The following is a 22,934-nucleotide window of genomic DNA, read 5'->3' as shown; positions in this document are numbered from 1 at the left end:
CTTTATTGCATCACCCTATTCCCTCATCAGCTTATGAACCGCACCGCTATCAAAAACTTTGCTATTTGGGCACGTCGTTACCTACGAGAACAAGTTAAAGCCCGTGCTGCCCAATTTGGCATAACTCACAAAAGTATTACAGAACCTCAGACAGTTGCAGGTGGACTGCTGGTAGCGGGTCAAACGCTAAATACCACTGAAGCAAACCAGTATCATCAACTGCGAAATCGCTTGCAAGATTTAACGCTAAGTTCCAACCAACCCCAGGCGGTAGATGCGCTGATAGATGAAATTGCCTACACCTGGTTTAACCGTCTGGCGGCGTTGCGGTTTATGGAGGTGAATGGATATATCGGGCGAGTGTTAAGTAGTAGCGATCCAAATTTGGTAGACCCTGATTTGTTACGGGATGCTAGTTCTATTGCCGAAATGGGTGATTTACCTGGACTTGACTTGGATACTCTCAATGAGTGGCGTAGTTTTGCCAATCGTGACCCTAACCCCGATGAGTTTCTCTACCGCCGTCTGCTGTTAGCTCAGTGTAAAGCTTTGGCAGAGGGAATTCCGGCACTGTTTGATCCTCGCCAGAACTACCAAGCGCTCTTTTTACCTGGAAATTTGTTAAATCAAGATTCAATTGTACGGCGGCTGGTAAAGGAGATTCCAGAGGAGGACTGGCAGAATATTGAAGTAGTGGGTTGGCTGTATCAGTTCTACATTTCGGAACGCAAGGATGAGGTAATTGGGGCAAAGTCGAAGGTTGCAGCCGCAGATATCCCCGCAGCAACTCAATTGTTTACCCCCCACTGGATTGTTCGCTATATGGTGGAGAACAGTTTAGGGCGGTTGTGGTTAGATTCTCACCCGGAATCACGCTTGCGTGAATATATGCCTTACTATTTGGAAAATCCTAACGATAATGGTGAGGGTGAAAAACCTCAAGTTTTAACACCTCAAGAGTTAACCGTAATAGACCCTGCTTGTGGTAGCGGTCATATTTTGGTGTATGCGTTTGATTTGCTGTTTGAAATTTACAAAGAGCAAGGTTACTTAGAGCGCGATATTCCGGCGCTGATTTTGACGCACAATTTGTATGGTTTAGATATTGATGAACGTGCAGCGCAGTTGGCAAGTTTTGCGGTATTGATGAAGGCGCGGGCGAAGAATTCGCGGATTTTGCGGAAATCTCTGGCTTTGAATATTATGGCGGTACATCCTACCCATAGTCAGACTTTACCACCAGCTACAGAATTAAACGCTGAAGATTGGCAACCGCTAATTGAGGCTTTTAAAGATGCAGATAATTTAGGAAGTTTAATTACTCCGCCAGCTTTTGATAGTGAGAAGTTAAAATGGCAATTGCAGGCATTAGAATTCAGTAATTCAATGTTTCGGGAATATGTTCCGGCTTTGCAGGGGTTGCTTTTACAAGCGGAGCTTTTGAGAAATAAGTATTGGGTGGTGGTTGCAAATCCGCCTTATATGGGAACTAATAGTTTAAATATAACTTTGAGAACTTTTGCCAGTGAACAGTATTATGATTCCAAGTTTGATGCTTTTTCCATGTTTATTCAACGCATTATAAACATGGTTAAAAAATGCGGGTTTACTGGCTTAATGACTCCATTTACATGGATGTTCTTGAGTTCCTATGAGAAACTTCGTAGACGTATACTAAGTGAAAATGTTATCACAAGTTTAATCAGGCCAGAATACCACGCTTTCTTTGATTCAGCTTATGTCCCAATATGCACTTTTACTCTTTTTAATAAGTCATTACCTGAATATAAAGGAACTTTTATTGACCTTAATAAATTTTATGGAGCAGATTTGCAACCAGTTAAGGTATTAGAAGCAATAAAAAATACTGATTGTGGATATATCTATTATGCAAACTCATCTGAATTTGCAAAAATTCCGGGAAGTGCGATCGCTTATTGGGCTACTGATGAGGTATTAGAAATATTTGAGTCTTCCAAAAAGCTTAGTGATATCTCTAATCTAAAGCAAGGACTAATTACTGGGAATAATGACCGATTTTTACGATATTGGTTTGAAATTGCTTATTTTAAGCTTGGCTTATTGATAAAAGATTGTGAAGAAGCGCAAAAGTCGAAGAAAAAATGGTTTCCTTTAAGTAAAGGTGGGGAATTTAGAAGATGGTATGGAAATCAGTATTGGGTTGTAAACTGGGAAAATGATGGAGATGAGATTAAAAGCTATGGAAAAGAAGAAGGCAAAATAAAATCTCGTCCTCAAAATACAGAAAGTTATTTTTTAGAAGGAATTACTTGGTCGGCGCTTTCATCCAGGATGACAAGTATGCGCGTCCATGAAAAAGGATTTATATTTTCTGACAAGGGACAAGCCCTGTTCCCAAAAAAATTACAGGATCAAGATGGATTAATTTCTTTTCTCAATAGCAATCTCGTCTCTTATTTTCTTGAGATGATTTCACCGACGTTAGACTTCCCATCCGGTACTATTTCCAAGCTACCGATAAAGAGCAAGATAGATAATTTCTCTAACTCGAATGCTAAAGCTAACATTACAATATCTCGCCAAGACTGGGATAACTTTGAAATTTCCTGGGACTTCCAAACCCACCCTCTATTACGCCACAACACCAAACACCTCTCCGAAGCCTTCACCATTTGGCAAAGCAAATCAGAAACTGCCTTCCGCGAACTCCAACAACTCGAAGAAGAAAATAACCGCTACTGGATAGAAGCATACGGCTTACAAGACGAACTCACCCCAGAAGTACCCGACGACCAAATCACCATCCGCCGCGCCGACTTAAACAAAGATATCCGTTCCCTCATCTCCTACGCCGTCGGCTGTATCATGGGGCGCTACTCCCTCGACAAGCCCGGACTCATCCACGCCGGACAACCATTTGACCCCACCCTACACCAAACTTTAAGCGCCAGCAGTGATGCAATTATTCCCATCACAGACCAAGCATACTTTGATAACGATATCGTTACCCGCTTCATAGAATTTCTGCGCGTCGCCTACAGTCCCGAAACCCTTACCGAAAACCTCAATTTCATCGCCAACGCCCTCACCCTCAAAAACGGCGAAAGCGCCCAAGAACGCATCCGCCGTTACTTTCTGCAAGAATTCATTTCTGACCATATTCAAACTTATAAAAAACGCCCCATTTACTGGCTGTTTACCAGTGGAAAAAAACGAGCTTTTGGCGCATTACTATATTTACACCGTTATAGCGAAGATGCTCTTGCTCGTATCCGCACCGATTATGTTTTGGAATTGCAAGTCAAACTAGATGGGGAAATTGCCAGGGCGCAACAACAGCTAGATAATACCAGTTCTAGTGCTGCTAAAAAAGCTGCCACAAACCGCCTGAAAGAACTGCAAGCCCAACAGCTAGAACTGCGAGATTACCAAGCCAAGCTGCAAACCGAAGCCGATGCGCGAATCAAACTTGACCTTGATGATGGTGTGGCGTACAACTACACCCGATTTAAGGGCTTGGTATATGAAGGTGCTGATTTGAAGATGGCTGACCTAGAGAAAGCATCACACTGGAAGCTGGAACTGTTGAAGCAGGTTCGTTAATAAGTGTGAATCTGTTACACAAAAGTCTTCAATCCTGTTGATTATTTATCATTTTTCAGATGGGGTGCAAGGTTATGCCGGAAACTTGGGGTTACAACTATCTAGGAACAGCTAGCGCTAACTTTATTAGCCATATTGAAGGAGCAGATGCACTAAATGCCTATCCTGATTATTGGCAGCGACACGCTCGTGCTGATGAGCTAATATCTCATCTTTTAGGTTCGGAGCCTTGCATCTTCTATATTCGCAGACAAGAGCCGGGAAGAAATTCAGAATATGAAGAAAAATGGAAACTTATAGTAGCAACAGATCGAGATGATTTCCAATTACCTTTGAAGTTAGAAGAACGGCAACAAACTTTACAGCTTTCAGGAATTGTTCAGCGAGATGGCACAGGCAATTTAGTTTTAACTGCAATTAATTTAGTAGACCTAGAACAAGGACGGGTAGATTCTTTTTCTTTACCTCGCCTGATTCTCCTACAACGCGCTCATCAAAATAATATAGGTATTCCAGAAACAGCATTTGCAGAAATAGCAACAATGCCTGTTTGTAGTTCTTATGTACCAACCTATGCCCAAATACAAGCCTGGGAAGCTTACTTAGGAATACAACACCGCATAGCAGAAAACCGTCAGTTTTATGTTCCTGTTATTTCCTACAACTACTCTGCATCCGCAAAACATATAACCTTTGCAGTGGATGCTGCTTTAGCTACCAGTAATGGCTCGATTTCGATCAGCCTAGATGAATTTTGGAAGCGCGCTGAAAAGGCTGTAAACGAACCTTTAAAGTTTCTTGCAAGTTCTGCTGAAATTCGCAATAGACGTGCAGGTAAGGAATTAGGAAAAATTGAATCAGTTAGACGTAATCATAACCAAATAAAACTCAAACTAGAACCTGATATAACAGAGTTGTTAAAGCAGGATAATTTTGCACTACCTGAAACAATATTGTTGTTTTTTAAAGACACTGGTAGCCTTGCTCAAATTCAATGGCAAGGACAAGCTTTAAGAAACTTGAGGCTAGGTTATACACAAAACTTTAATTTAAGCAAATTTTTCTTTGAAGCTTCTCAGGCTAGACCGCTAGAAGAAACTGTCCAACTAGCTAAAGAAGATTTATTTTTGGGTAAGGCTAATGATAGCCAATTAGCAGCTGTGAAAGCTGTACTAGCTGCGGAGGATCTCATTTTATTACAAGGGCCTCCTGGTACAGGCAAGACAACGGTTATTACCGAAATTTGCTATCAAGTTGCCCTTAAAGGTGGGCGTACCCTAATTGCTTCTCAAGCCAACCTAGCAGTAGATAACGCTTTAAGCCGATTATCTCACCACCCAGTCCTACGTCCTGTGCGAGACGGAAGTACCAGAAGCGTTAGTACAGAAGGAAAACCTTTTCTAAGTGAAAACGTTGTTGATAGATGGGTAAACAATACATCTGCTGAATGCGAAAGCCGTTTATTAAAGCACCAAAAAATTGTACGAGGGTTACGTCCATTATTGACATCGTTAGATAAATTTCAAGTTTATATGCAAGTTGAAGAAGCCTTTCCTCAACAGCAACATCAATTGCTAGATAGTAAGACTTCTCTTGAATTAGAATGCCAGATAAAAAGAAATACTTACACTCAACTAGAAACTCGGCAGCATCAGATTAATTCTATGCAATCTGATTTACGAAATCTCATTGAATCGAATAGTGTATTTTTTGCTAACCAACAGATAAAAATTGAGCAGCTAAAAAATCGTAAAACAGAACTTACATTGGCACTCCGTGAGCTTGAGAGTTGGCAATTAACAGCTAACTCTCAAATTTATGAAGTATTGAGGCGATGCCTGCAACAACGTCATCATTTTACAGAAGATTTAATTTCATTGCCATTACGGGTACAAGCTATTGCATTAGAAGCTTGCCAGCAGCCTTGGAAACAATATCTTGATGAGTGCCAACTCGAAATAAATGAACTTATACTTCAGCTAAATGAATGTGATGAAGTATGTAAAGTTGGTAATAAAATATATTGGTTGCTTTTACAAAACCAGAAATTATTAATTAATATAGAGCCTTTTGAGGCACAGGTTTCTCAAATCAGAGAACAACTTGCAACCAGAATTAACAGCCAATATCATATACAAGCAATTAATATATTACACAATTATTCTAGTATTGCTATTGCAGATATAAATCAATCATCCGAACAAAGAAAAATTTATATCGCAGCTATTAAGTTAGAAGCAATTAAGCGAGAATACGAGCAGTTAATCAAAAAAAATCAAGCAAGAGATTGGGAATCTAAATTATATAAACTTACAGCCGAAGTTAGCAGTGGCATTACTGAAAGTGCAAAAGATTTTTTCAATAAATTACAAACTGAAACTGAGCAAATGCTTCTGCTAACATCAGAATCTCAAGATAATTTAGAAGCTACTCTAGCTCCTTTATCTGTACTTTCAACTATTAACAGCCATATAGATTCTGAACTTGAAAGCATCAGAGAAGTTACTAGTAAAGCTTTCAATGAAGTTACAGAACTATCTAATCAAGTCAGAGAAATTGAAAAGCAGATAGAAGAATTGGAACTAAATTTAAACAATTTTAGACATTGGTGGTTAGGTATTTACCAGAACATTCCTAACTGGCTTAAACCAAATGTTGATGATGAGGAATTATTTAATCTGAGTTTTTTGAGAAATATTCCAATTAACTTTGAGTTATGGCAACAAGAGCTTGAGCAATCAGAAGCTTACCTTAACCAATGGGAGCCAACTATTCAAAAATGGATTGAAAAATTACGGCAACCATCTGATCTAGAGTATGAGGCTTTGCGAAAAAAATATTTGGATAACGCTAATGTTATCGGCGTTACCTGCATGAAAGCAGCAAGATGTAATTACTTACAGAAATTTGGACACTTTGATGTAGTAATTATTGATGAAGTAAGCAAAAGTATTCCACCAGAGTTACTTATACCAACATTAAAAGGTAAAAAAATTGTGATGATTGGTGACTATCGTCAGTTACCACCCATTTTAGATGAAGAAAATTTAGATGAGCTTGCTGAAGAACTTTCTATCCCTATAGATAATCTTCAATTTTTAGAGCAATCATGGTTTCAGTTGCAATTTCAAGCAGCACAAACTAACCAAGCAAGCATAACTAGACGGCTAAATATCCAGTATAGAATGCATCCACAGATTATGGAAGCAATCAACCAATTTTATGATGAAGGCGATGGTGGACTTAGTTGTGGGCTTACCAATCCTGATATTGAACGCGCCCACAATTTAGCGGGTTCAATTATCGGGGAGGATAATCATATTATGTGGGCTGCAATACCTACAGGTAGAGAGTTTCATGAAAGAAGAGATGGCACATCATATTATAACGACGTAGAAATTAGAAAAATTCAAACATTATGCGAACAAATGGAACAATCTTGGGCACCTAAAGTCGCTCAGGGATCGCTTAAAAAAGAAATAGGAATTATCACATTTTATGGCGCTCAACTAAGACGAATTGAAAGTTACTTCTCTGCTGATAGATTTCCTTCCCTAGATATTCGTAGTGGCACAGTTGACAGGTTTCAGGGTATGGAAAAACCCATCATCATTGTCAGCATGGTTCGCAACAACCAGCAAAGCAAATTTGGATTTGCTCAAACACCTGAAAGAGTTAATGTCGCTTTTTCCCGTGCTAAAGAATTGCTCATAATCGTAGGCTGTCACGATTTATTTACGCAACTTCCTATATATCAAAAAGTATCACAAGTTGTACATAAATACAGAGGGTTTATAAATGTATCTAACCTTTAATGCTAACCAAGTAGACTCTCGTTTAAGCAAATTAGTAGATAAAATTGAATCCCAAGGATATCAAGTATTGGCTGGGCGCTATGTTCGCTATAACGTCCAACAAATGTTAGTGAAGGTTACTATTAGCGAATTGCGTGAAGTAGATATATTTGAAGAGTTCATACTAAGCACAGCAATTAATGTCGTTCCATCAGTAACTATAGAAGAATTAGCAAATGTTCTGGGTATAGATTCTATGCTCATGAGAAGTGTTGCTGAAAATCTTCAATCTTGGAAATTTTTAGAACTAACCTCAGACTCTACTTTAAAAATTACACCTTTTGGCAAAAAAATATTTGAGGAAGAAAATTCTGTATTAGAACCTTCTTATACTCAAAACATTTATGCTATAGCTGATCCTTTAACAAATCAAATTAATTTTGATAATACACGTTTACAAGATGCGCCTTTAGAATTAAAAAGCTTAGGACAATTTATTGCTATCGATAAATATCCTGACATTTCTGCTTTAACAATTGCAGATGTACAGAATATCGCTCTCGATATCGTAATTCGAGAAAAAACTCAAAAATTAACCAGCTACCAAGAATTATCTACTATTACAACTGTCAGAAAAAAAATATCTATTTTTTATCTTTTAGATTCACAAGATCAATACATTATCAAAATATTTAGTGAAGATCAAGAATTAAAAATTGCATCAGATTTATTAACAGAGATTTTAAGTGCTGGAAATGAACAGCAGATAGTATGGGATGAATTGTTTCGATTATCAGATGTAGAAATAACGTTGGCAGATTCAACAGAGGATATTCTTGATAAGATATCTTTTGATTGGGTTCTAGATGACGTATGTTTTGAGAGTTTCGATCTAGTAGATGAAGAAACTGAATTAGCTAATTCATCAGAGACTAGAATTCTCCCAGCCTCCTCCAGATACAATACAACGGACGCTGAAGATATTAAATCTTTTGTTTTACACAGGAGAATCGAAAAACTTTTACATTTAACCCGTCTTGAGAATCTAAATAATATTTGTCGTGCAGACGCTATATTATCTTTATATCAGTTAGAAAAGAATAATATTTGCACTAACCCATTTGATGGTAGAAAACCTGAAGGACAGAAGTACAAAAATTATGTCAATTGTAGTTTAACTTACTATAATTTTCTTATGCTTTATGGGCTTGTACATAAATCTGAGGAACCTGTAGTTTTGTTATATATCAAGCCTGATTATTTATGGAAACAAGGAATAGAATTCTGCAAATTCAATGCTGCCACAGGTGGAGGTCGTCACATAGCACCTGGTTATCACACACTTCAAACTCTATTCGATGATACAGTACAAGACAGACAGGGATTACAAGATCGCAATAGTAAACCAATTAACCTACCTACTTGTATTCAAGCTGAAGTTTTGATCCGAGATGGTATCCCTTTAGCAGACATAATGGAAATCGTGATCCGCTCTCCACGCCATGAGCAAAATGTACGGCAAGCAGGATGGAGAGGAAATATCCGAGTATCATCTCGTGATTTTGATTGGCATTCTGAGTGGATTGTTAGAGGTAGTTAAAAGCAGCTTATTTATTAACGAGTTGGTTATGCAAGAAAAAAATCAATTATTATCGATTGACTCACTCCAGGATCGCTGTGCTGGTTCGATAATTGCTGCTGCGGCTGGTGATGCACTAGGTTGGATGACAGAATTTATCCGTTCGCATAACGACCTCAAACATAAAATGGGTTTAGAGCAAGTTACTGACTACCAGTCATGGAGTAAGCGTGTTGGTGGACGCTTCCAAGGTTATGAGGATTATATTGCTGCTGGGGAATATTCTGACGATACACAATTAACTATCTGCACTGCTGCCTGTATATCCTTCAATGGATGCTTTGACTATCATCCCTTTTGCAAGTTTGAGTATCCAATGTGGCTAGAATATGCTCGTGGTGCAGGTAGCACTGTCAAGGAAGCAGCTGAAAAAATACAGCGCAAGTCGGCTGATTGGAATAGCAATTTTTTCAGCCGTAAGATGAAAGAAGGCAGCATAGACTACCGTGATGGTGGTGCCAATGGTGCAGCCATGAGAATATCACCTCATGTATTAGCTAATGTTGGCCGTTGGGAACAAGCTGAAGCAGATATTTGGCGTAATTCAATAATTAGTCACGGTCATCCAAGAGCTATCGTTGGAGCGCTCTTATATGGATATGCACTACAAACTGTATTGCAGTGGTCAGAACCTAGCATAGGTCAACAGTTGATTGAAATACTTGGCAACTGGGTAAAACAGTTGCAAATTCCGAAAATACCCGCTTTGAAAACATGGCTGACTGAATGGAATAAAGGAAGGGTAGAATCTTTCGAGGTAGTCTTTGAGAAAACCAAACAAGAAGCTGTGGAGTGGTTGCGTCTAGTCTGGTTAGGATTACGTAAAGATGAATCACCTCAAAACATACTTGAGCAACTAGGCTGTTTTGACCAAGCTACCAAAGGTTCTGGGTTAGCGACTGCGATCGCTGGGGTTTATTTGTTTGCCCGTCAGCCAGAACAAACCCAGGAAAGCATTATTACCGCAGCTAATATGATAGGCAGTGATACTGATTCAATCGCTGCTTTTGTTGGTGGCTTAGGCGGTGCTGCTTTTGGATTGGAAGTTATTTCTGAAAAATGGCGATCGCAGATTCAAGATGCGTCATTTTTGATTTGCATAGGTGAACATCTAGCTAAAATTTCTGCTGGCGAACATGAAAAGATGAAAATTCGCCCAGGCTATAGCGGTATAAAATTGGGCAAAGCCTTGTGTCGTCAGACAGTTCATAAGGATATGCGAGTTGTACATTACCGTCTAGGTGCAGGCACGATCACAGAAATAGATAAACAATCTCTGCTCACTCAAGGGCGAACAGTAACAACTGTACGCATCAATTTCGATGTTGGTCAAAGCTGCAAGTTAGCTTTTCGTGCTGATACCCCTAGCAAAACATTATTTATTATTTAGTGTATCTCCTAAACAGATGTCCATTAGCTAACGACAAAAAAACACTATAAGGCTATGATTCCTGTTTTAACGGCAAAAAATAAAATTTTTGCGAGTTGATTCTGCCTCAGTAAGAAAATCACATCAACTTTTGCCCCACGTAACTTAACTCACTCCTAAAAAGTTGTGTAAACAATTTTATGAACACCGCTCGTATCCAAAACACTTTAGAAACACTCTTTCAAGATTCAGCCCGTTGGTTGCACCCAGGACGGAGGGTGGTGTTTTGGTACGACCCCGAACAACAATTTACCAGCAGCTTCAATGAACTCCAACTCGAAGGCGTAGAAAAACTCCAACTTGCTGATACTGCCTTTACTGTCAAATATCACCTGCTAGTCGAGCAACCTAATCAAACTTTTCTACTGTACGCCCCCTTTCCCGAACCTGCGCCCCAAGAAAACTGGCTTCTAGACATCCAAAAAAGCGGTTTAACCTTCTCTGCTGACCCCGCCGCCCTCATATATGCAGATTTAGGATTGCGATCGCGCGGTCTGGAAATTGTCATCCGGGAACATCAGAAATTCTTTAAAAGCCGTAAACGGACAGAAGCCCTGCAAGCAATGGGTATTTCCCCCGACAGCGATGAACGGGGATTACTCCTGGCTATGCTTTCCGTCCTCGCAGGCTTAAAAGTACCGGATGCAGGGACACTGATTCGGCGGGTGCTGCTAGGAGGGTTATTAGAGTCGGATAACACCCTCTGGTCTGATATTGAGCGTTTTATCTCCCCTGAAGCTTTCTGGGAAGTAGTCCAAGAACACACGGATTTTCCTAAGCAAAACCCCAGTTTAAACAAGCTATTCGTGCAGTTGTTAATTACTCATTTTGCTAAATCTCTGCACGATACCATCCCGCCCCAGCTAGCAAACCAAGTCATCACTCCTGGACAACGAGCTTATGCTTTTATCGACCAGTGGATGCGCGACCAGCAAGATTCTCTAGGCTGGAAGATCCTCAGCAGTGAGGTGGCAGAACAATTACATATATTTGATGCTATAGAGAATTTAGAGCCGGAAGTTTTATTTGAAGCAGCCAGTTTCGAGGTGGTAGATAAGGTATTAATCCGCACCTGCGTTAAAACCCTGCAAATGCAAATGGGGCAACAAGTAACAGAATTGACACCCTGGCGAACTTGGTTACAGGCACGTCATACCCTGATTTGGTTCCCCCAGTATGAGAAGATTTATCAAGCATTGGAAGCTGCGATCGCTCTTTTGGAATTTAAGCAGCAGTATCCAGAAGGATTCTGCCAGCCAGCCCCACTTCTCTTCAAAGCCTACGCCAGCGATTTACACTCCTTTGACAAAGCTTATCGCCACTTTATCGTCAAGAGCGATGATGCCCAAGGGGATATCCTCAAGGGTTTAATTGACGATGTGGAAAATCTATACACCCAATGGTTCCTGGATAGTCTAGGAGAAGCTTGGTCTGATGCCGTTAGCAACAACAACTGGGAATTGGAGGGCGTAGCATCCCAAACTAGATTTTTTGGCAGGCACGTATTCCCAATTTTAGAACGGAGCGATCGCGAAAAAGTATTTGTGATTATCTCCGATGCTTTGCGCTATGAAGTCGCCAGCGAACTCGAAGAGGTGATTAAAAAAGAAGTTCGGGGTGAAACCAGCCTAGAGGCACAATTGGGAGTTTTACCCAGCGTGACACGGTTGGGTATGGCAGCACTTCTTCCAGGGTCAAAGCTAGAACTGATACCAGGTGATGATGATGTCCGACTGGATGGGCTTGGTACTAAAGGAGCATTAGCAAGGCAAAAGGTACTAAATCAAAATAGTCGGGTAGAAGCTACAGTACTTAGTGCCAAAGACCTGCTAGAGATGAATACTGACGAAGGACGGGCTGCTGTGCAACCTTATCGCCTAATCTACATTTATCACAACGTCATTGATGCGATCGGCGATCAGGCATCCAGCGAACGTCAAGTACTATCAGCTTGCGGAACAGCAATTAGCGAACTGCTACGGCTGGTAAAGAAAATTTGTAATTCTATCAATGGTACAAACGTTATTATCACCGCAGACCACGGTTTTTTATACCAACGTCGCCCCATTCAAGAAGCAGACAAGCGACCCCTACCAAGTGGTGAAGTAGTACTGGAAGGCAAACGCCGCTACCTGCTAGCACGAGAACAGTTGAATGACTCAACCTTACTGCACTTTAACCTGCCCTATACAGAAAATGGCACAGTTGCGATCGTACCTCGTGGTAGTTTACGCTTTGCCGTCCAAGGTGCAGGAGCGCAGTTTGTCCACGGCGGGGCATCTCTCCAAGAAGTCTGCGTACCAGTCATCACCTATCATCACCAAAGGGCGGTTAAAGGAGACGAAGGCCCAGCCCGGAAAGTAGGGGTACAGGTAAGTGCCAGAGTTCGGCGGGTAACGAATAATCGTTTTACATTGACATTAGTACAAAGTGATGCAGTTGAGGGGAGATGGCGATCGCGTCAAATTACAGTTGCGTTCTACGATCCCCAAACTAATATACCGATAACAGATGTGCGAGGAGCAAACTTAAGCAGCACTAGCCCTCATCCTAGCGATCGAGAAATTAGCTTAAGGTTGACCGTAACTACCGCTAATCCTCCTAGTAACGTCTATTTAATAGTTAAGGATGCAGACGATGAGAGTGAATTGCTCCGAGAAACCTGGGCAGTTAGTTTAGGGATCGCTAACGACTTTGGAGATTTCTAAGCCAATATAGTCACAATATCGGTGATATCAAATTATTCTCTCCTGCTCCCTGCCCTAAAATGGATGACCTGAATCAAAAACTAAACAGCATTTACCCTGGAAAGGTAGTACGTAAAGACCTGACTAAACGTATTAAAGAAGGTGCTAACGTACCAGTGTATGTGCTGGAATACCTACTCGGTATGTATTGCGCGACCGACGACGAAACCACCATTGAAGAAGGGGTTACTCGTGTAAAAAACATCCTGGCACAGAATTATGTCCGTCCTGATGAAGCAGAACAGATCAAATCTAAAATTCGGGAATTGGGACGATTCACCATCATTGACCGGGTAACGGTTACGCTCAATGACAGAGATGACATCTACCAGGGAACTTTAATGAACCTGGGTGTAAAAGGCGTAGTCATTGACCCAGAAATTGTCAAACCCAACCAAAAGCTTTTGGGTGGTGGTATTTGGTGTATTTTACAACTGGAATATGAAGCAGGAACCAAACCCAGTCCCTTCATTGTGGGAAGCCTCAAACCTATCCAAATGCCTAGTGTGGATATGGATGAACTGTTTGCGGGTCGCCCAGCTTTTACCCGCAGTGAATGGATTGACCTGCTAATTCGGTCAACAGGACTGGAACCCACTACCGTCAGTGAAGACGTAAAATGGCATCTACTTGCCCGTTTGGTAGCCCTTTGTGAAAATAACTACAACTGCTGCGAACTTGGGCCCCGTTCTACAGGTAAATCCCACGTCTACAAAGAAGTTTCTCCTAACTCAATCTTGGTTTCTGGTGGAAAAACTACAGTAGCGAATCTTTTCTACAATATGTCCAATCGTCGCGTGGGACTAGTGGGTTTATTTGACGTGGTTGCCTTTGATGAAGTAGCAGGCATGAGCTTCCATGATAACGACGGTGTACAAATCATGAAAGACTACATGGCATCAGGTTCTTTTGCACGTGGTAAGGCGGAGATTACCGCCAATGCTTCTATGGTCTTTGTCGGCAACATTAATCAAAGCGTGGAATCTTTGGTGAAGACCTCACACCTGCTAGCACCTTTCCCCGAAGCCATGATTGACACCGCCTTCTTCGACCGTTTTCACGCTTATATTCCTGGCTGGGAAATCCCCAAATTTAGCCCGGAGAATTTTACCAACCAGTACGGGTTTATTGTCGATTACTTAGCGGAGTGGCTGCGGGAAATGCGTAAACGCAGTTTTGCCGATGCCATAGACCTCCACTTCAGACTAGGTAACAATCTTAAGCAACGAGATGTTCAAGCAGTTCGCAAAACTGTATCAGGGCTGCTAAAACTGCTTTTCCCAGATGGCTCATTTAGTAAGGAAGATGTGCGTGAAGCCCTAGTGTATGGGCTGCGGGTGCGACGGCGCGTGAAAGAACAGTTAAAGAAAATTGGTGGAATGGAATTTTACGATGTGCATTTCAGTTACATCGACTTGGAAACTCTAGATGAACATTTTGTCTCAGTACCGGAACAGGGTGGTTCGAGCTTGATTAGTCAGGAAATGCTGACTCCCGGTCACTTGCACTTTGTCAGTACTGGAGATAGCGGCATAATTGGGGTATTCAAACTTGAACTGCAAGCAGTACCCGGTAGTGGCAAGCTAGTACGTACTGGTTTAGCAACGGCTGGCAAGATGAAGGATAGTTTAAACATTGCTATGAATTACTTTAAAGCTAACGCTCAAAGAGTTAGCAGTAGCATTCACCCAAGTAATTTGGATTTTTTGCTCCAGTTACTAGACTTGCAAGGGTCTGGCGCACCCCAAGAGAGTGGATTAGCATTGTTCGTTTCTTTATGTTCTGCTTCTCTAAAACGTAGTGTTCAAACGCAATTTGCAATATTTGGGGAAATGACCATTGGTGGGACAATTACACCAGTCAGCAACCTAGCAGGTAGCCTGCAAGTAGCCTTTGATGCTGGCGCTAAACGTATCCTCTTACCAATGGCAAGCGCTGTGGACTTAGCCAGTGTTCCGCCAGAGTTGTTTGCTAAATTTCAAACATCATTTTACGCTGACCCCGTAGACGCGGTATTTAAAGCGTTAGCAGTCGATTAAAAATCAAGCATGAGAGTCAAGTAATAACTTAGCCCATCAGCAAGTAGCTTTTGACGCAAGGCTGATGGTATCGGAACAGAGCGAATTTGATAATTTCCTCTTGGAAACGTGGGTTGCAACAGACCCGCATTTACTAGCACTAGTAAAGTGTTGCTAGCAGCTTTTTTATAGGTGGAGTTTGACCATGCAGCCACAGTTAAATTTTGATCTCGTTTTCCTTCAAAGAAGGTTCGCAAATCAGCAGTCGTTACGACGTAATTAAAACCCTTAATTTTGTCTAGCAGGACTTCATCAATGAGTTCGCGCAGAAGGCGATGTTCTCGCAGAATCAGAAACAATATGGTGAATCGGCGGATATCAGGGTTGCCAGTGGCAATTAATTGAATATATTCCTCTGGGACTTGCTGAAGACGTTTGAGAATAGTTTGCAGCGCCCGCTCACGGGAAGCTTGAGAGCGCAGTTGAAACAAATCCTCCACCAATACCCGTTGCCGAATATCTTCCTGGGTTGCACCTTGGTACATCAGTTCAGCAACTCGAAGGGTTTCAATTAGAACAAAAGCATTGTTAGTACGAGCAGTATAAGCAGTTTCAGGCATAATCGAAACAATAGAGAAGGCAAGCAAAACCCTTTCTCAAACCTAGATAGTGAGTTATGGATTTAAATGTTTTTCAGGAAATGCTCGTTAGCATCCTCCTATGTAAATCTCCTATTACATTTTCGTCAAGGTTTCGGAGTTTAATACTTCCAAAGGCGATCTACTTTTGACTTTATTTCACCTGTGATCATTTGTTTAACTCCAAGGGCAAGCACCTGTATAACCACAGCAATGCAGTAGCAAAAACTAAATATGTTAATATATCCTACGCTAAGGATGGTGTAATGTAATGCTCAACTACAATTAACCATTCATACTGTGCAGTTTTGTTAAGATAGGCAATTATTTGTCGTCAATTATCTTAATAATATTTTATTCTGAAAATGAAATTAATTATTGTAATACAATAGCGATTTGAGATTAATATAGCTTATGAAGTTCTTTTTAAGAATATTAGCATTATTGTTTCTTATCACAGCTATTTTAACAGTTATTTTTTATATCCAAGGTAAGGTTGATAATGTAACTTTAGCAGGAACCTGTGCTGCTTTTTCTGGCATTTTCTTAAATGAAGCTGCAAAGTTAGCAGATAAAGAAAAGCAAGTTTCTAAATTTTTTCTTGAACAGTCGCTTTCAGGTTTTAATCACACTGTTGAGCTTTTAAGAGATAGGAATAATAATCGACTTAAATGGATTTCAGCAGCTAGGATACTTCAGCAATCTCTATATCTTTCTAAAAAGATTACAGAGGAAGAGCATAAAAGTATTTTGCAAATTGAGACAGATCGATATCGTCATCAGTTGTGGGAAATTTTAAATCCAAACGATAAGGATATTACTGCTGCTTTCTTTTATGGAGCTAGTGATGCCAATTTAGATATACATGAAGCAGCAAAGCAATCTAGTATACCAGTACCTGGAGAGCCTCAAAGTAGATTTTCTTCAGTACATAATCTTTCAGAACAATCACTTTTTGTAATTTGGAATTTTATGAAGTTTCCAGAAAATTATGCTGATCCACTAAGTCAGAAATTTTCAAAAGAGCAGACTGAAGAGTTACGGTTCCATCATCGCCCCTTATATGAATACCTAGAACATAAACGAACCTATCACTTTATTAATGGCAAACTGCACAATTTATCTGATGATAAATAGAGTAATGTAAATATAAAATTTATGGTAAATCCCATTTTCTATAAAGTGATTATGTAGGAATAAACTTTTTAGGAATGATAAAATGAACTTTTATTTTTATTCAAGTAATCTTGAAATGCTATATAATTAAGCTGCTTTTTTTGGTAAATATTCTAATTTATCCCATTTTTCAGATGTGGGTTTATACAGCCAGTGTTCAAGTTTTGCACTATCTACATAGTCTTTTAAACCAGGATCAACCCAAATATGAAGTTTATCAAAACATCCTAACTCAGTTGCAGCAGTTTCTATATATTCCCATTGTTTAATAAAGCATTCAGCCCATGAGTTTTTAGTCATAATAGCCTCTGCAAAATCTAGCCCTGCTGCCATCATTCTTTTACCGTTACTGCCACGAGCATTAATAGGTTCCCAAAAGATGACTTCCGGGCTAATACACATTACTTTCTCTAGATGCCTTTTAAAATCATCTAAAGCCATATTGGGAGGAGTAGGAGCAACTGCAACATATAATCGGCACCCAGCTTTGTAACCTTCAAGCATTGCCTCATAGCGCAGACTTGGTGAAGGTGCATGAGGTTCAATTTGCCGACTCAAGTCATCATCTAGGTAAGGCAAGCTCATCCCTACCGTTACATTCTTGTGCTTAAGGATGTCGATATCCTTCACCCATAATGGGCTACGAGTTAAAATTCTAACTTTCTTGTTATACTTCAATAAAATCTCAACAGTACTGCGGGTAACACTTGCAGTCTGATTGTTTTGATATGGATCAGTACCTGAGCAGAGTAAAACTACACCTTTCCCGGCTGGTGTCTCTCTCCAAGCCTTCTTACGGCTAAGTATTTTTTCTAGCTTCTGAGGGATTTCTTGACGGAGAAACAGGTATTGTCCCCAGTCCATTTGCGGGTTATCGACTCCTTTGTTTTTTAGATGTGACTGCCTTGCTCGAATTGCTGGAGTTGAGGGGACATAACAGAAGGTACAACCATGTAAACAACCTGATGCCACGTTGATTACATAGTCACATAATCCCTTTTTGTTAAGCTCACTTTCTTGAAGTGGTTTAACTATTTCTTCAGTACCTTTGACAATCGACATAGAATATACCCATTTTCTATAAAAGTTTATATCTTTAAAATTGCCATGATTTTATCATTGGAAATTTTATTATAATTATTTAATTTTTAATATTAGAATTATAGCATTTTCTTAATTGAAATATTTTTTAAATTAATTGCTTAATCCAAATAGAAACTATAATCTACTTAGGTTATTTAAGTAAATATATGAACAAACAAATATTCGGTGGTGATTGGACAGAAGAGAAATTAAATCGAATTCGTAAATATCTTCCTGCTTACGTATATGTATTAAAAGATAAGGGACTAAAATATGCTTATATAGATGCTTTTGCAGGTACGGGATATAGGGAACTTAAAGATGCAGAACAACAAAGTCAATTACTATTTCCCGAACTCATTGAGCAAGAACCACAAAGATTTATGGATGGTTCAGCACGAATTGCACTTCAGGTAGAACCAAGGTTTAATCGATACATTTTTATTGAAAAGGACAAAAATAAAATATCTGACTTAGAGCAGTTGAAAGTAGAGTTTCCAGATAAAAGTCAAGATATAATAATAATTAATGAAGATGCTAATATTTATTTAAAAAATTTATGTAGTAAGGATTGGCGAAAGAATCGCGCAGTACTATTCTTAGATCCATTTGGAATGCAAATTCCGTGGGAGACAATTGTTTTAATCGCCCAAACACAAGCAATTGACCTTTGGTATCTGTTTCCTTTAGGAGTGGCGGTAAACCGACTATTAACGCGCGATGGTAACATTCAAGAAGCTTGGCGAAGAAGACTTGATAATATATTTGGAACTGACGATTGGTTTGAAGCTTTTTATCAATCTGTAAAGCCACAAAGCAAGCAACTAAATTTGTTTGAGATAGACAATAACCCTTCAACTGAAAAAACAGAAAAAATAGCTAATTTTGAGTTAATTAGTCAATATTTTGTTGAGCGATTGAAAACAGCATTTGCAGGAGTTGCAGAAAATCCACTTGTATTGCGTAACTCACGCAATAATCCTTTATTTTTACTATGTTTTGCATCAGGCAATCCTAAAGGAGCGCCAACAGCAATTAAAATTGCACAGCATATATTAAAGGGATAATGCGAGGATGAAGTAGCGATCGCCTCTTATTCCACTACGCCTAATACCGTCAAAATTTCCTGCACTGCTTTTTCTTGCTCCATCTGCTGAGTTCGATTTAGTAACCGCTTTGGGATATATTTTGATGACTTTATAAGGTGATCGCCCTAACTCCAAAACTCTTAGTGATGCTACGCCTGCTGTGAATTCTCGCATCAGCCGCCAGTTTCTAACTCAACAAACTCAACACTTTCTCTTCTAAATCTGTTAAGTAAGCCCTGTTCAGCTTCCCCAACGACTCCAAAAACCTCTGCACCGACTCCTCTAGTCCACTGAAATATACTTGTGAAATGCGATCACATATCTCCTGCATCTGCTGACAGTCATCTGGCAAGTAGTTGAACGACTTAAGATGCTGCACCCCAACCGTCAATTCTCCATCCCAGAGCCTTACAGTGCAACTAAAATCATTAACGGCGGTAACAATCGCCCAGCAACCGCTTTTACCCCTGAGTTCTGGATTGTCTTTTGCAAGGATTTGGCAGACTTCGCCAATCTGGTAACTGTTGGGTACTTGAGTTATTATTGCAAATTAGTTAACCCTATTATAAATTAATTATAAATATAAAATCAACTACAAATACTTTGATAATCAATAAGAGTAGTTTTAGCCACTATATATATCCGTATATAGCGAAACATTACAGAGAAATTTTGTGATACTTGGGACTCTTTAGCTCAGAATTTTTAGGTATAAATAACATGAAAAAAGGATTTGGAACACAAAAATACACTTATAAAAATTATCAATTTTTTCTAAAAAAATTAATTAGGCTTATAACAAGTAGTAAAAATAATACAACATTAATTAATTCATTTTTGGTAAATAATTCAGATAAAATTAATGATAAATTTGCAAAAATATTACTAGATTGGCAAGAAAAAAAGCTACAACAAGCCCCTTTATATTTAGTAAGGGATACATCCATATTTATAAGCAATACTAGTAACTTTTTCTTAGAACTTCCTTTAGGTAATAGGAGCTTAAATTTAGAAATAGCTATTAATGGATACAAAATAGCTCTGACTGCTTTAAGTATAAGTGATTATCCAGAAGAATGGGCAACAACTCTAAGCAATATGGGGGTAGCTTACCTACGAAGAATTGAAGGTAAACGAGTAGAAAATTTAGAATTTGCACTAACTTGTTTACAAGATTCTTTACAAATTAGAACATATGAAAAATTTCCTTATGAATGGGCAGTTTCACAAATTAATTTAGGTGCTATTTATAATGAGAGAGTTAAATTTGATAAAGCTGAAAATCAGGAGCAAGCTATTAAAGCATACTCTTGTGCATTACAATTCTTAGATAATAAATTACATCCTTATTATTGGGCATTAGCTAATAATAATTTAGGTAATGTATACTGTATGAGAGTTTACGGTGAACGTGTTGAAAACTTCAAATTAGCAATAGCAGCTTACGAAGCTGCTCTACAAGTTTATACTTGTGAGGCATTTCCTCAAGATTGGGCCATGCTTCAAAACAACTTAGGTAGAGCTTATCAGGATAGGCATGGAGCTAATAGAAACGGAGATTTAAAAGCAGCGATAGCTGCTTATCAAGTATCTCTACAGGTTTACACTCATGAGGCATTTCCTCAAGATTGGGCTATGGTGCAGAATCATTTAGGTAATGCTTATTGCGATTTAGTTGGTGAACAATTTACGGAATTCAAACAGGAAACTGTTTTATATAAAACTTTACTAAACATCTATAATATTCCTTTATTTTTACATGAATGGGTTACTATTCAAAATGATTTTCTAGACTTTTACAAAACTTTGATAAATCAGCAATTAGAAAATTTAAATTTAGCAATTTTAGCCTATCAATCTGCTTTGCAAGTTTATACACCTAATACATTTCTTAGAGATTGGGCTGAGATACAAAACAATTTAGCTTCTGTTTTAAGTCTAACAGGACAAGTACCTGAAGCTATTGAATGTTATAAATCTGCGATAGAAACTTGTAATCCAAATACATCTCCTAGTGAATATTTCAGATATGGCCGTAATTTAGGAATGACATCTTTTATATTTGGTTATTATATAGAAGCGATTGAGGGTTTTGAAAAAGCTATTGAAGCTATTGAGCAGAGTCGTTCATGGGCAAATACCGATTGGCGTAAAGAAAGTATTCTTTCTGAAGCTATAGATGTTTACGCTGGTATTATAGAAGCTTATATTAAAACAGATAAACTAGATCTAGCAATTAGTTATATAGAACGAAGCAAAGCCCGTAATTTATTAGAACTTCTTAAAACTAGAGACATTTTACCAAAAGGAAATATCCAAGAAAAAGTTATTCATGAACTTCAAACACTTCGTAGAGAAATCGTAGTTGAAGAACGACGACTAGAAGTTGAAATGAAGAATCAAATATATAATACAGATATGTTTGTTGCTAACAATAACCACCTTAACAATTTACATCAACGACTTGAGAATTTTATCAAATATAATATACAACCTCATGACCCAACATTCAGCTTAACTCAAAAAGTAGAAGCAATTAGTTTTACTGAAATCCAATATCTGCTTCCTAACCATGAAACTGCTTTAATAGAATGGTATATCTTAAACGATAGATTTATAGTATTTATTATAATTAAAGAAAGCTCTAAACCTATTATTTGGCAATCACTGCCTCAAGACCTCAAAAATTTAGTTCATTGGGCAAATACTTACTTTAATAGCTATTATAAAAATAGGAAGTTATGGCAGTCCAACTTAAATAATTACCTTAAGCAGTTAGCTAATTTTTTGCATCTAGATCATATCATTTCACTCCTCCCTAAAGCTTGTAATAAATTAATTCTTGTTCCTCATCAGTTTTTACACTTATTTCCTCTTCATGCTTTACCTATTATTGATGATTTATGTTTAATTGATCGCTTTTCTCAAGGAATCAGCTACATTCCTAGTTGTCAATTGTTACAAATTAGCCAAAACCAGCATCGTCCTCTGTTTCAAAACCTATTTGCGCTACAAAACCCTACCGCCGATCTCCCCTATGCTGATATTGAAGTGTCAGAAATTAGTTTATTTTTCCAAACTGCTCAAGTGTTAGTTCAAGAAGAAGCAACGAAAGCAACTATTCAAAATATTCAAGATTTATCTCAAATTCATTGTAGTCATTTTTCTTGTCATGGAGTGTACAATATAAATTCATCATTAGAATCATACCTGTTATTAGCTAACGGAGAACGCTTGACTTTGGGGGAAGTTTTTAATATAAATCTTAGCAAATGTCGTCTTGTAAGCCTTTCCGCTTGTGAAACAGGCTTTGTTAATTTCAACTCTGTCAGTGATGAATACGTTGGTTTTCCTAGCGGTTTTATATATGCAGGTAGCCCAAATATAATAAGTTCACTTTGGAATATTAACGATTTATCAACATCTTTATTAATGATCCGTTTCTATCAAAATCTTAAAATTGATTCAAATATTGCTCGTGCATTAAATGAAGCTCAAATATGGTTACGTGATAGCAAAAAAATAGAATTACAAGAATGGAATCAGCAATTAATTTTGAGCAAAACTTCTCAGCAAGAAATACAAGCTTTTCTTGATTGGTTTGAACCTGACGAGCAACCTTTTAGTGAAAAATATTATTGGGCAGCCTTTTGTGCCATCGGAAAGTAAATAAGGATGCTAATATTTGCTTGATTTATTTTGCTTTTCCCTTTGTAGTAAGCGTTGGTTTAGCCCTC

General features: G+C 38.7%; 12 protein-coding genes. 9 read left to right on the top strand and 3 right to left on the bottom strand.

The window, feature by feature from the left end; translation table 11 throughout:
- Positions 1-33: 33 nt before the first annotated feature.
- The 6 genes from pglX (at position 34) to brxL (ending at position 15,233) form a co-directional block, all read left to right on the top strand.
- Complete coding sequence (pglX, locus tag FD723_RS36660) at positions 34-3,585, top strand: BREX-1 system adenine-specific DNA-methyltransferase PglX (RefSeq protein WP_179070114.1); 3,552 nt, start codon at positions 34-36, stop codon at positions 3,583-3,585.
- Positions 3,586-3,659: 74 nt separating this feature from the next.
- Positions 3,660-7,400, top strand: coding sequence for an AAA domain-containing protein (locus tag FD723_RS36655; protein ID WP_179070113.1), 3,741 nt, complete (start codon positions 3,660-3,662; stop codon positions 7,398-7,400).
- On the top strand, positions 7,384-8,979 hold the full coding sequence (locus tag FD723_RS36650) for a DarT ssDNA thymidine ADP-ribosyltransferase family protein (RefSeq protein ID WP_179070112.1): 1,596 nt from the start codon (positions 7,384-7,386) through the stop codon (positions 8,977-8,979). The genes FD723_RS36655 and FD723_RS36650 overlap by 17 nt, the downstream gene beginning before the upstream one ends.
- A complete protein-coding gene (locus FD723_RS36645; RefSeq protein WP_179070111.1) occupies positions 8,891-10,408 on the top strand; it encodes an ADP-ribosylglycohydrolase family protein in 1,518 nt (505 codons plus the stop codon). The genes FD723_RS36650 and FD723_RS36645 overlap by 89 nt, the downstream gene beginning before the upstream one ends.
- Before the next feature lie 179 nt (positions 10,409-10,587).
- Positions 10,588-13,155, top strand: coding sequence for a BREX-1 system phosphatase PglZ type A (gene pglZ / locus FD723_RS36640; protein WP_179070110.1), 2,568 nt, complete (start codon positions 10,588-10,590; stop codon positions 13,153-13,155).
- Between the two features lie 59 nt (positions 13,156-13,214).
- A complete protein-coding gene (brxL, locus tag FD723_RS36635; RefSeq protein WP_179070109.1) occupies positions 13,215-15,233 on the top strand; it encodes a protease Lon-related BREX system protein BrxL in 2,019 nt (672 codons plus the stop codon).
- Here the strand turns inward: brxL and FD723_RS36630 are convergent.
- Positions 15,230-15,832: a BrxA family protein gene (locus FD723_RS36630; protein WP_179070108.1), complete on the bottom strand. Its 603-nt coding sequence runs from the start codon at positions 15,830-15,832 to the stop codon at positions 15,230-15,232. The two genes, brxL and FD723_RS36630, sit on opposite strands and share 4 nt — an antisense overlap.
- Positions 15,833-16,264: 432 nt before the next feature.
- Here FD723_RS36630 and FD723_RS36625 point away from each other — a divergent pair, with 432 nt between their 5' ends.
- Entirely contained in the window at positions 16,265-16,987 is a 723-nt protein-coding gene (locus FD723_RS36625) for a hypothetical protein (protein WP_179070107.1), read from the top strand.
- A 126-nt stretch (positions 16,988-17,113) separates the two neighbouring features.
- Here the strand turns inward: FD723_RS36625 and FD723_RS36620 are convergent, their stop codons facing one another.
- Positions 17,114-18,088: a radical SAM protein gene (locus FD723_RS36620; RefSeq protein ID WP_179070106.1), complete on the bottom strand. Its 975-nt coding sequence runs from the start codon at positions 18,086-18,088 to the stop codon at positions 17,114-17,116.
- 188 nt (positions 18,089-18,276) lie between these two features.
- Here FD723_RS36620 and FD723_RS36615 point away from each other — a divergent pair, with 188 nt between their 5' ends.
- Positions 18,277-19,176 carry a three-Cys-motif partner protein TcmP gene (locus FD723_RS36615; protein ID WP_179070105.1) on the top strand — a complete coding sequence of 300 codons (900 nt, stop codon included), beginning with the start codon at positions 18,277-18,279 and terminating at the stop codon, positions 19,174-19,176.
- Here FD723_RS36615 and FD723_RS36610 read toward each other — a convergent pair.
- Positions 19,165-19,371, bottom strand: a complete 207-nt coding sequence (locus tag FD723_RS36610) for a hypothetical protein (protein WP_179070104.1) — start codon at positions 19,369-19,371, stop codon at positions 19,165-19,167. The genes FD723_RS36615 and FD723_RS36610 overlap by 12 nt on opposite strands.
- Before the next feature lie 546 nt (positions 19,372-19,917).
- Between FD723_RS36610 and FD723_RS36605 the strand changes: the two genes are divergently transcribed.
- Positions 19,918-22,866 carry a CHAT domain-containing tetratricopeptide repeat protein gene (locus FD723_RS36605; RefSeq protein WP_179070103.1) on the top strand — a complete coding sequence of 983 codons (2,949 nt, stop codon included), beginning with the start codon at positions 19,918-19,920 and terminating at the stop codon, positions 22,864-22,866.
- Positions 22,867-22,934 lie beyond the last annotated feature (68 nt).

The sequence above is a fragment of the Nostoc sp. C052 genome (assembly GCF_013393905.1).
Classification (GTDB): Bacteria; Cyanobacteriota; Cyanobacteriia; order Cyanobacteriales; family Nostocaceae; genus Nostoc.
This window is presented reverse-complemented; position numbering and strand designations above follow the sequence as displayed.